The organism is Proteiniborus ethanoligenes, assembly GCF_900107485.1.
Taxonomy (GTDB): Bacteria; Bacillota; Clostridia; order Tissierellales; family Proteiniboraceae; genus Proteiniborus; species Proteiniborus ethanoligenes.
Genome location: NZ_FNQE01000009.1, coordinates 84,189 through 95,452 on the forward strand (window position 1 = coordinate 84,189; position 11,264 = coordinate 95,452).

The following is an 11,264-nucleotide window of genomic DNA, read 5'->3' on the forward strand; positions in this document are numbered from 1 at the left end:
CTAATTTATTACAGAATTTTTAAGACTATAAATTTTGCTCATAACTTCTTTACTTAAATCGTAATAATTATTCATATTTAACTTCTTTTCAAAATATTCATCTAAAGCTATTGGTTCCCCAATGATTACTTTGGTTTGCTTAAATGGCTTGTACCTAGTATCTATATAAATAGGAATAATTGGTGCCTTTCCTTTGATGCTAATCATGGTAACTCCGGGTTTAGCATTGTCAATATTCTCTTTATCAACTCTAGTCCCTTCAGGAAATATACCAAGAGCATTTTCGTTTTTTAATATTCTTAAAGAGTTTTTAACTGCAGCTAAATCAGCACCTTCTCTGTCTACTGGAAATGCTCCTAATTTTTCAAGAAGTTTCCTTAAGATTTTATTCTCAAATAATTCTTTTTTTGCCATGAAATATATTCTTCTAGGTACAGAAATAGCAACAGTAATAGGATCTAATAAGCTTACATGATTAGAGCAAATTATTACTTTACCTTTAAGTGGTATATTTTCAGCTCCAATTACTTTTACTCTAAATAAAAACTTAAAAACTACATTAAGTATTCCCTTAGCAATACTATATAATGACATTATTTGCCCTCCTGTCAATTATCTTTAGCATTTCTGATATTACCTCATCAATAGTTTTATTTGTTGTATCCACTTCAACTGCATCTTTACATTTTATTAAAGGTGCAATTTTTCTAGTGCTATCTGCTCTATCTCTCTCTTCTATTTCTTTGATTATCTCGTTTAAATTAACATTGTAGCCTTTTTGTATTAGTTCTTTATATCTTCTTTTACCTCTTTCTTCAATAGATGCGGTAATGTAGAATTTAAACTCCGCTTCTGGTAAAACTACACTACCAATATCTCTTCCATCCATTATAATACTTCTGTCTTTAGATATATTTCTTTGAATTTCAACAAGCTTTTCTCTTACTTGGAAAATTTTAGCTACATCAGAGGCACCTGCACTAATCTCATTTTTTCTGATTTCTTCATCTACAATTTGTCCATCTAAGAAAATATGATTGTCTTTAAAATCTATGATGGTAGAATTTAAGACTTTATTTAAGCTAGATATATCGTTAATATTTATATTGCATTTAAGAATCTTTAAAGCAAAAGCTCTATACATGGCTCCAGTATCTATATAATCAATGTCCAATATTTCAGATAGTTTTTTTGCTATTGTGCTTTTACCTGAACCAGCAGGTCCGTCTATTGCAATTGCAAAGTTCCTCATTTTATCCTCCTCTAACAAACATAACCACCTTATAAGTGGCTTAATGCCTAATTTCCATGTCTACTTTATAATTATATATTAAAAATTACCACTACTCAAGGGCATTTATTTGTTTATTTAATATTGTATAAATGAATCAAAGTATTGATATAATAAAATTATGGTTTTATTTTGACCCAAGAAATCAAATCAATGCTATTTTTAGTTATTATTTTCTCCTCAAGCTTAGGAAATTGAACATTTTTACTTATGCCTACAATCTTTATCTCCACCTCTTTATCATACATAGAGCTATCAACTTCTATTATATCTCCATCGTATACCTTTAGCTGCACTTCGTTATTCTTAGAAAATTTATATTTATCTTTTCCATTTATAATAATTTTTAGCTTTTCAAAATCATTAGTTTCTTTTTTTACAACAACATACCCTGCTTCTTTAATATTCATACTGCTGCCTTCATCTTCTTCATATGTATTAATAAATGTTGTTATATCTGTGCTTTCCATAAAGCCTAACTGCACTATAAATATAAATACACCTAAAACACATAATCCTAATATTATTGATTCAATCTTGTCAAGAATACTTTTCATATTCTTCATTTTGCATCCTCCTAATAAAAATTTCTATTAAGATAAATTATGCAAAGAAAAAATAAAAAATGTACTTTAGCAGCACATTTTTATAAAATCCATTGTTATTGACAATTCTTACCTGCAAGGTATCCCGTAGAATATGCTATTTGCAGATTAAAACCTCCTGTTAACGCATCTACATCAATAACTTCTCCTGCGAAAAACAAACCTTTCACAACCTTAGATTCCATAGTAGATGGATCTATTTCTAGCGTGGAAACACCCCCAGAGGTAACTATTGCTTCATTAATAGGTCTAAATTTTAAAAAACTCATTTCTAAATTTTTGAGTACATTTACTATTTGCTTTCTTTCTTCACGGGTTATTTGATTTACGAATTTATTTTCGTCAATATTAGAAAGCTGGACTATAATCGGTATTAGTCTTTTAGGCAATAAATCGTCTAAAGAATTTTTATACTGTTTTCTTGAATACTTTTCAAAATCTCTTAAAATTCTGGACTCCAGCTTTTCATCAGAAAGTCCAGGTTTTAAATCTATGACAATTTTTATGTTTTTACCATTATATCTATTTATATAATTACTCATGGTTAATACAACAGGGCCTGATATGCCATAATGAGTAAAAATAAGTTCACCAAAATCCTCAAAAATTTTTTTCTTATCGGCATATGCAGAAATTTTAACATTTTTTAATGCAAGACCTTGTAAAATCTTTACCCATTCTTCATTAATTTCACATGGAACTAAAGCAGGTTTTAGATCTATAATAGTATGTCCAAAACATTTTGCAAAGGTATATCCATCTCCCGTAGAGCCAGTTTGCTCATAGGATTTTCCGCCTGTTGCTATTATAACCTTATCAAACCTTTGTTTTGTACCATCAGAAAATCCTAATTCAAAATAATCAGTATCCACTTTTTTTATGTATTTAACTTCTTTATTTAAAGCAACTTCTACTTTATTATCTATTAAATATTTTTCTAAAGCTTTTATTACATCACTGGATTTATCACTGATAGGAAACACTCTATTTCCACGTTCAATTTTTGTAGAAACACCATACTTATTCATTATTTTTATAATATCAGTATTAGTAAAAGTGTAGAACGCACTATATAAAAAAGTTTTATTAACAACTACATTTTGAATTAACTCTTCAATTTCACAAGCATTAGTTATATTACATCTGCCCTTTCCAGTTATAAAAAGTTTCTTTCCTAATTTGTTGTTTTTTTCAAACAGTGTAACTTTTTTTCCTAAAGAACCAGCAGTTGCAGCAGCTATTATGCCAGCAGGCCCTCCTCCTATTACAGCCACATGATTGTTCAAGATTTAAACCTCCCTAAAATGACTTGTGTCATTTAATAATTTTAAAACAGGAGAATAATCCCTATATTCTATAATACTCAAGCCTGTATTGCTTATAGAAAGTTTATTATACATAGATATATCTATGCCCAATATTCCAAGGATTAGTGCTTTAATTGAAGCACCGTGTGAAACTATTAAAATATTTTTATTGCTATTTTTTTTAATAAGATTATTAACAATTCCTAAGAGCCTTTCTTGTAAATCAATTAAGCTTTCTGCATTAGGTAATATTAGATCGTGAGGTTTAGTCATCCAAACAATATGCTCATTTCGGTATTTTTCTTTTATCTCATTTGTAGTTAGTCCTTCCCATACACCAAAGCTTATCTCCCTTAATTCCTTTAAACTATTAACATCTAAATTAAGGAATTCTCCAATAACTTTAGCTGTATCAAAAGCCCTATTTAAATCACTTGAAAAAATAATATCTATCTTCTCATGCATAAGTCTTTTTGCAGCTTGCTTTGCTTGTATTATACCCCTATCTGTGAGATTAGTATTCTTTTGTCCTTGAATTTTATTTAATATATTCCATTCAGATTCTCCATGTCGCAGTAAATATAGTCGATTCATTATTGCCTCCTTGTATGTATTACATTATATATATTATACTATAAAAATAAATATAATAATTTAATTTATATGAAAAATTTGATTATCAGTTATGATAACATCAATTAAGATATATATATTTAAAAGTATAGAGATTGGAAAACTCCAATCCCTTACTTATTTACTTATCATTCTGACTTGTTTTATCCTTACTATCATAAATATTAAACTCTTTCCAAATAATTTCTAATTCATTAAAGTATTTTTTTATATTATCTTTTTCTCTGATACCTATTGCTATAATCAAAGCATTTATTAAGCTCATAGGGGCAACTAAAGAATCTACAAAGGACAGCATATTACTTCTTGCAATTAAAGTATAATCTGCTATGTTTGCTATGGGCGAAACTAAACTATCAGTAATCCCAACAATTTTACATTGTTGACCTTTAACATATTTGAGTACATCTAAAGTTCTTCTTGAATATCTTGGGTAGCTTATTCCTATTACTAAATCATCCTTAGTTACTCTTAATATTTGTTCAAAAACATCACTTGTTCCCGTCTTAACAACTTTTACATCATCTACAAGTATTCCTAGGTAAAATCCTAAATAATCTGCTAATGCAGTTGAACTTCGCAAACCTAAAATATAGATTCTTCTAGCCTCTAAAATACTATCCACGACTTTTTCAAATGTTTCAACATTCATATCATCTATTGTAGCTTTAATGTTTTCCATGTCAGTCCTTAGAATTTTTTTTAATCCAACTTCATTATTTGAATAGTTATCAGACATACTTAGTCTTTGCACTGTAGTTAACTTGTTTTTGATTAATTCCTGCAATGCACTTTGCAAGCTAGGATAACCAGAAAATCCAAGTGATGTAGCAAATCTTACTACTGTAGATTCACTTACCCCTACTACCTCTCCTAGCTTTGAAGCCGTCATAAAAGCAGCCTTATCATAGTTGGACATAATATATTCAGCAATAATCTTTTGCCCTTTACTTAACCTAGTAAAATTCATTTGTATTACTTTCATTAAATCCTTTTTTTTATCATCCATAATATCATTCCTTGCATCCATTAATTAGCTTCATACCTTCCTCTAAAGCCTTTTCATTTAAAAGTTCGGTTCCTCTTGGTACTTTACTTAATACTGCGTTTTTCAAAGACTCCTTAGAAACAATTCCCGATATACAGTTTATTGCTCCAAGAGCTATTATATTTGCAACCATTGGTTTATTAAGCTTTTCATTTGCAGTACCTACTATTGGAATGCTTATTATATCTATATCATTTCTATGTGGTGGATTAATAGTATCATCAATAACTAAAGTTCCACCTTTTTTTAAGGTATCTACATATTTATCACATGCAAGTTGGGTTAAAGCCAACATTAAATCACATTCATTAACCTTAGGGTAATAAATTTCATTATTACTAATTATTACTTCAGACCTGCTTGCTCCACCCCTGGCTTCTGGTCCATATGACTGGGATTGAACAGAATTTTTCCCGTCTTCTATAGCCGCTTCAGCTAAAATTATTCCAGCTAATATTAAACCTTGACCACCTGAACCACTTAATCGTATTTCATATTGATTAGACATACTATCTCTCCTTTTGAAAACTATCAATTATTTTTTGATACTCTTCTGTATATTCAGGCTTGGTAGCTTTATGAATTTCGCCTATAATAAGCTTATTATTTATTTGTTCTAGATTCATTTTTTCTGCAGCTTTAATATTAACAGTATTTTCTTTAAAGTTTTTCATCATATCAACAGCATTGCCCATTTTATTTTTTCTACCGTAATATGTTGGGCAAATACTTGCAACTTCAATAAAAGAAAATCCTTTGTTTCTAATTCCTTCTTCAACTTGACTAATAATCATGTTTGTATGGAAAGCTGTTGATCTAGCAACATAAGTTGCTCCGGCTGCTTTTACTAATTGACATAAATCAAAGTTTGAATCAATATTTCCATAAGGAGCTGTTGTCCCCATAGCACCTGTTGGTGTTGCCGGAGAATACTGTCCACCTGTCATACCATAAATATTATTATTGAAAACTATTGTAGTTATGCCAATATTTCTTCTTGCAGAATGTATTAAATGGTTACCGCCAATAGCGGCACTATCTCCATCTCCAGTAATAACAATGACCTCTAGCTTTGGATTAGCCATTTTAATACCTGTTGCAAATGATAGTGCTCTTCCATGTGTTGTATGTAAAGTGTTAAAATCTAAATATCCAGTAGCTCTAGAAGAACAGCCAATTCCAGATACAATGCATACGTCATCTTTATTCATATTTAAATTGTCCAAAGCCTTCACAATAGCTCTCATAACTATTCCATTGCTGCATCCAGGACACCAAATATGAGGTAATTTATTTGACCTAAAATAAGTTTCAACAAGTTTACTAGGCACTTTAATATACCTCCTTAATCTTAGTCAATATTTCATCTGGTGATATCAATTCACCATGAACTCTATTATATCGATGAATATTTGCATATTTACTAGCTACTCTTTCTACTTCTATTACGTATTGTCCTAAATTCATCTCTGCTACAATAATATTCTTAACATTTTTTGATAGCTCAATAATTTGATTATCTAAAAACGGCCATATAGTAATAGGCTTAAATAGACCTACCTTTAAACCTTGATTTCTTGCAAGTTCAACTGCACGTTTTGCAGATCTTGCGGTGCCACCATATGCTATTACTACTGTTTCAGCATCCTCTAAATGAAACTCTTCGTACAAGGAAATATCATCTTTATTTTCTTCTACCTTGTCCACAAGTCTAGTTATTAATTTCTCCGCTACATCAGATTTCCCACTTGGAAAACCTGTTTCATCATGAACTAATCCAGTAACATGAAATCTATGTCCGTCTCCAAAAGCAGCCATTCTTGGAACAATTTCACCTTGTAAAACCTCGTAAGCCTTATAATTAACCGTTTCTTTATTAGGTTTTTTTCTATCTATTATTTCAACATTGTCTAAATCTGGAATTTCAATTTTCTCTCTAAGGTGCCCTATAACCTCATCCATTAACAATATAACAGGGGTTCTATATTTTTCTGAAAAATTAAAGGCTTTTATTGTAAGATCAAAGGTCTCTCTCACTGAGGATGGTGTTAAAGCAATAACTGGATGATCACCATGAGTCCCCCATTTTGCTTGCATAACATCGCCTTGAGCAGGAGCTGTTGGTAAACCAGTACTAGGCCCTCCTCTCTGAACATTTACAACTACACATGGCACCTCAGTAATAGCTGCATAACCAAGGTTTTCCTGCTTTAGTGAAAATCCAGGGCCACTTGTTGCAGTCATTGATTTTAATCCAGCTAGTGAAGCACCAATAATTGCTCCCATACTTGCAATTTCATCTTCCATCTGAATAAATCTACCACCTATTTTAGGTAGCTTTTCAGCGGATAATTCTGCAATTTCTGTTGATGGTGTAATTGGATAGCCGGCAAAGAATCTCATTCCAGCAGCTATAGCTCCTTCTACACAAGCTTCATTTCCTTGCATTAACCTAATCCTTTTACTTTCCATCTTCCTTACCTCCTAAGTAAATAGCATAGTCAGGACATCTCAATTCACATTGTCCACATTTTATACATGCTTCTAAATTCTTTATGTTTATTTTTCCTTGCTTAAGCTCTAGTACATTTTTAGGACAAAATTCAACACATATTCCGCATCCCTTACACCATTCTACCTTTAGTTTAAGCTCCTTATCATCTATACTTGTCAATTTAAAGCCCCCTTTAAATATTGTTAAGCTATCATACAAATACATCATATCAAAGCATATTCTCTTTTGCAATTTTTATTTCATTTTTTTAACTTGTTTATATTTTCTGCAAGTTAACATTCATATTTTCCCATTAAAACTTGTTTTTTTTGTTAATAATAGAGTTTTTATTTAATTATCTAATATATATTTTTTTCAAGTAAATAATAAATAATATTCTAAAACATCGAAAAATAATATTATTTTTATAGGGAGAGGTTCAAATGATACAAATAGATGATGCAGGAAGTGGAAGTTTAATAGGTGGTACATGTATTGGTGCTATGAGAAAGGAAACAAAGGAATATTATTATGATTTTATCCCTATTGAACTTTATAGAACTCCTAGCTTTCATAGAAAAGATTATTTAGATTATGTTGTTAAGATTACTAATGTAATATTTGAAAAACTTAAGGTTGAAAAAAACGAAAAAATTGAACTGTGTAGAGGATATATGTTTGATAATCTAAGAAAATGGTTGTCATCAAAAAATTATATATATACTAATTGTAAAATCGAAGAGCCTTTACAGTATATTATTGAGAAAACCTTTGAAGATTATTGTTTGACCCTAGGTTTATATGAAGAATATATTAGATTTAATAAATACCCATTTCATTTCCACACTATACTTAGATGGGTTTATGCTGATTATGACAATAGAAAATATCTGTGTAAAACTGGATGGAAAAGTTGGAATAAATACGGTAACTTAAATACTATTGAGGGAGAGGGCATTATTGTAAAAGATAATATCATATGTTTAAAATGTGGAGAGCCCATTCCAAAGGGAGCAAAGGCTAAAACCATAACTTATATTAGCAATAGGAAAACTACTCTTTTTTTACATAGGAACTGCTAAATGAAAAAACAGTAAACTAGATAAAAAATAATAGAATTAAAGGTTTATCCAACGAATAATTCTATTATTTATATTCTAGTTTGTCACTCTTATTATTACATATTATACTGGTTATACTGGGTAAGTTTTTTCCTCTGCATTAAGCAAAGAACTGTCTATTTTATACTTTTCAGCCTGCCTATGTTGAAAATATTTGAGTGCAATTTGTGGAAAAGATGCATATGTTAATACGTCTTCATCCTGCTCTATATATTCTTTTATTTCATTTTTAAGTTTCTCAAGCTGAGGCTCTAGTAAGTCAGCAGGTCTACCATTAAACACTTTTTCGTTACCAATTATCTTTTGCTTAATTTCATCTGATATAGGTACAGCAGGAGAGCCATAAAGACCTAGTACATAGTTCTTCACTTCTGAAGGAACCATCTTATACCTTTCTCCAAGTATTACATTAAAAACTGCTTGAGTACCAACCATTTGACTCATAGGAGTAACTAGAGGAGGATATCCTAAGTCTTCTCTAACCCTTGGTACCTCTTCAAGAACTTTTTCATATTTATCCAATGAGCCTTGTTGCTCAAGCTGAGAAACTAAGTTTGAAAGCATTCCTCCTGGAACTTGGTAGGTTAAGGTTCTGCTATCTACTTCCAAAACCTTCGGATTCAGTATTCCTTCCTTAATATATTTTTCTCTGATTGGTTTAAAATAGTCTGCTATATCAGCAACTAAACTTAAATCCAAGCCTGTATCGTATTGAGAATCTTTTAAGGATGCTATCATAGATTCAGTTGATGGCTGACTAGTACCCATACTAAAAGGTGAAAGAGCGGTATCTACTATATCCACACCTGCTTCAATTCCTTTCATATATGTTTGGTTAGCGACCCCACTAGTAAAATGAGAATGTAGCTGAATTGGAAGATTTATTTCCTTTTTAAGCTTAGTTACTAATTCGTATGCAGTATATGGCATCAATATCCCAGACATATCTTTTATGCAAATAGAATCTGCTCCCATGTTTTCCATTTCTTTAGATAGCTTCACATAGTAATCAACATTATGTACTGGACTTATAGTATACGATATAGCTGCTTGAGCATGTCCGCCGGATTTTTTTGTAGTTTCTATGGATTTGCTCAAGTTTCTGACATCATTTAATGCATCAAATATCCTAATAATATCAATACCATTTTCAATTGATTTTTTCACAAATTCCTCAACTACATCATCAGGATAGTTCTTATATCCTAGAAGGTTTTGTCCTCTGAGAAGCATTTGTAGTTTAGTCTTTTTTACTGACTTTCTTAGCTTTCTAAGTCTTTCCCACGGGTCTTCATTTAAAAATCTAAGACAGGAATCAAAAGTAGCTCCACCCCATACTTCCAAAGAGTAAAACCCAACTTCATCTAGTCTCTCTGCTATAGGAAGCATTTCTTCTGTTTTCATTCTAGTTGCTATTAAAGATTGATGAGCATCTCTAAAAATAGTCTCTGTAATTTTAGGCTTAGTCATAAATATTCCCCCTAAGGTATTTTAGTTGTTTTTTTCTACACCATAAAGTATTGGCGGGTTATTGATTTGGTTAATAAACTCAAATTTCAATATATTAAATTTTTTTTGATCTAATCTTGAAAAAGTTTTTTTAATATATTCGTCCTCTATTTTTCCATCTCTATGACCTGGATATGTAGTTACTAATAAAAGTCCGTTTTCTTTAAGTAATTCCAAGCTTTTCTCTAATGCAGCAATTGTGGTTTCTGCTTTAGTATTAATTTCATGATTGCCTCCAGGTAAATATCCTAAATTAAAGATAATAAAATCTACTTTTTCTAATATGTATTTGTCCATGCTTTCATGGCTATCTTTTATCAAAATTACTCTTTCATAAACATGGTTTTGAACCAATTTTAATCTTGTGTTTTCAATTGCAGAATCTTGAATATCAAAGCCATATACTTTCCCATTGCCGCCAACTAGATTCGCAAGTAAAAGAGTATCATGTCCATTACCTACAGTTGCATCAACTACAATGTTCCCTTTTTGAACTGTTTTTACCATTAGTTCTTTAGCTATTTTCGTAACATTATTAAAGTATTTGTACACCCTGTCAGCTCCTTTATGGGCAACATTTCTTGCTTAAGAATTTTTCAATATTGCATACTAAAACAGTGTCTGATTTTTTATCTGTTTTTTCAAATACATCTTTATTGAATTCTCTTTCTTCTCGAAAGCCTTTTTTAATAAAATATTGATTATTACCTAAAAAATATGCATTTTTAATACCATTAATCAAGCAGTAGTTTAATACTGCTCTTAAAAGACCATCCCCTATCTTTTCGCCGGTCTTATTCTTGTCAATAACCAAAAAATTTATAACTGCATTGTCTTTTATAAAATAAAAGTTGCACCCCCCAATTATATTATTATCCTCTTCTATTATATAAGATAAACTAGAGTTTTCAATGTTACAGTCTATATAGTTTTGTTTTAGGATATTTAACATCTCATTATTATCTTTAGCATCCTTTGCCTTCCTAGCTATTAACATAATTACCTTGTATGATATAGTCAAGGACTAAAATCATACTCTCCTTCCTTATTTATTTTAATTATCCGCTATAATCAAATTAGACACTGTGGACTTTTTATAATTACCTATAGCTTGACTATTAGATGGAGTGTATTGCCACTGTCTTATTTAAATCATTTATAGTTGGATAAGTTTTAAACTTTTATCTCCCGCAAGGCTATGAGAATAAGACTAGGTGGATCAAAACAGTTGTCAATTATTATAAAGGACGTGGTTC

Annotated in this window: 14 protein-coding genes; 1 reads left to right on the plus strand and 13 read right to left on the minus strand. The window is 30.5% G+C overall.

The genetic code is table 11. The annotated features are described in order from the left end of the window. From BLV37_RS05245 to BLV37_RS05290, 10 genes are all read right to left on the minus strand, one after another. The gene (locus BLV37_RS05245; RefSeq protein ID WP_091728266.1) at positions 1-594 is read right to left on the minus strand and encodes a lysophospholipid acyltransferase family protein; all 594 of its coding nucleotides are present in this window, start codon (positions 592-594) and stop codon (positions 1-3) included. Beyond that, a complete protein-coding gene (gene cmk, locus BLV37_RS05250) occupies positions 581-1,252 on the minus strand; it encodes a (d)CMP kinase (protein WP_091728315.1) in 672 nt (223 codons plus the stop codon). The genes BLV37_RS05245 and cmk overlap by 14 nt, the downstream gene beginning before the upstream one ends. Positions 1,253-1,410: 158 nt before the next feature. Further along, entirely contained in the window at positions 1,411-1,857 is a 447-nt protein-coding gene (locus BLV37_RS05255) for a hypothetical protein (protein WP_091728268.1), read from the minus strand. 95 nt (positions 1,858-1,952) lie between these two features. Continuing rightward, on the minus strand, positions 1,953-3,182 hold the full coding sequence (locus BLV37_RS05260) for a BaiN/RdsA family NAD(P)/FAD-dependent oxidoreductase (RefSeq protein ID WP_091728271.1): 1,230 nt from the start codon (positions 3,180-3,182) through the stop codon (positions 1,953-1,955). 3 nt (positions 3,183-3,185) lie between these two features. Continuing rightward, positions 3,186-3,797, minus strand: coding sequence for a histidine phosphatase family protein (locus tag BLV37_RS05265; RefSeq protein ID WP_091728274.1), 612 nt, complete (start codon positions 3,795-3,797; stop codon positions 3,186-3,188). Positions 3,798-3,957: 160 nt separating this feature from the next. Further along, positions 3,958-4,845, minus strand: a complete 888-nt coding sequence (locus BLV37_RS05270) for a MurR/RpiR family transcriptional regulator (RefSeq protein WP_091728332.1) — start codon at positions 4,843-4,845, stop codon at positions 3,958-3,960. A gap of 4 nt (positions 4,846-4,849) precedes the next feature. Further along, a complete protein-coding gene (locus BLV37_RS05275) occupies positions 4,850-5,392 on the minus strand; it encodes a 2-oxoacid:acceptor oxidoreductase family protein (RefSeq protein ID WP_091728277.1) in 543 nt (180 codons plus the stop codon). Position 5,393: 1 nt separating this feature from the next. Beyond that, the gene (locus BLV37_RS05280) at positions 5,394-6,215 is read right to left on the minus strand and encodes a 2-oxoacid:ferredoxin oxidoreductase subunit beta (protein WP_091728279.1); all 822 of its coding nucleotides are present in this window, start codon (positions 6,213-6,215) and stop codon (positions 5,394-5,396) included. Between the two features lies 1 nt (position 6,216). Then, positions 6,217-7,356 carry a 2-oxoacid:acceptor oxidoreductase subunit alpha gene (locus BLV37_RS05285; protein ID WP_091728282.1) on the minus strand — a complete coding sequence of 380 codons (1,140 nt, stop codon included), beginning with the start codon at positions 7,354-7,356 and terminating at the stop codon, positions 6,217-6,219. Beyond that, positions 7,346-7,558 carry a 4Fe-4S binding protein gene (locus BLV37_RS05290; protein WP_244270474.1) on the minus strand — a complete coding sequence of 71 codons (213 nt, stop codon included), beginning with the start codon at positions 7,556-7,558 and terminating at the stop codon, positions 7,346-7,348. The genes BLV37_RS05285 and BLV37_RS05290 overlap by 11 nt, the downstream gene beginning before the upstream one ends. A 263-nt stretch (positions 7,559-7,821) precedes the next feature. Here BLV37_RS05290 and BLV37_RS05295 point away from each other — a divergent pair, with 263 nt between their 5' ends. After that, on the plus strand, positions 7,822-8,460 hold the full coding sequence (locus BLV37_RS05295; RefSeq protein ID WP_091728285.1) for a hypothetical protein: 639 nt from the start codon (positions 7,822-7,824) through the stop codon (positions 8,458-8,460). Between the two features lie 111 nt (positions 8,461-8,571). Here BLV37_RS05295 and BLV37_RS05300 read toward each other — a convergent pair whose 3' ends face one another. Genes BLV37_RS05300 through BLV37_RS05310 form a run of 3 tightly spaced genes read right to left on the minus strand, consistent with a single transcriptional unit; the run spans position 8,572 to position 11,029 of the window. Next, positions 8,572-9,969 (minus strand): oxaloacetate decarboxylase subunit alpha, encoded by a 1,398-nt coding sequence (locus BLV37_RS05300; RefSeq protein ID WP_091728287.1) that lies wholly within the window; start codon positions 9,967-9,969, stop codon positions 8,572-8,574. 21 nt (positions 9,970-9,990) lie between these two features. After that, the gene (mnmM, locus tag BLV37_RS05305; RefSeq protein ID WP_143031481.1) at positions 9,991-10,560 is read right to left on the minus strand and encodes a tRNA 5-(aminomethyl)-2-thiouridylate-methyltransferase MnmM; all 570 of its coding nucleotides are present in this window, start codon (positions 10,558-10,560) and stop codon (positions 9,991-9,993) included. A 13-nt stretch (positions 10,561-10,573) separates the two neighbouring features. Next, a complete protein-coding gene (locus tag BLV37_RS05310; RefSeq protein WP_091728290.1) occupies positions 10,574-11,029 on the minus strand; it encodes a GNAT family N-acetyltransferase in 456 nt (151 codons plus the stop codon). Between the last annotated feature and the right edge of the window lie 235 nt (positions 11,030-11,264).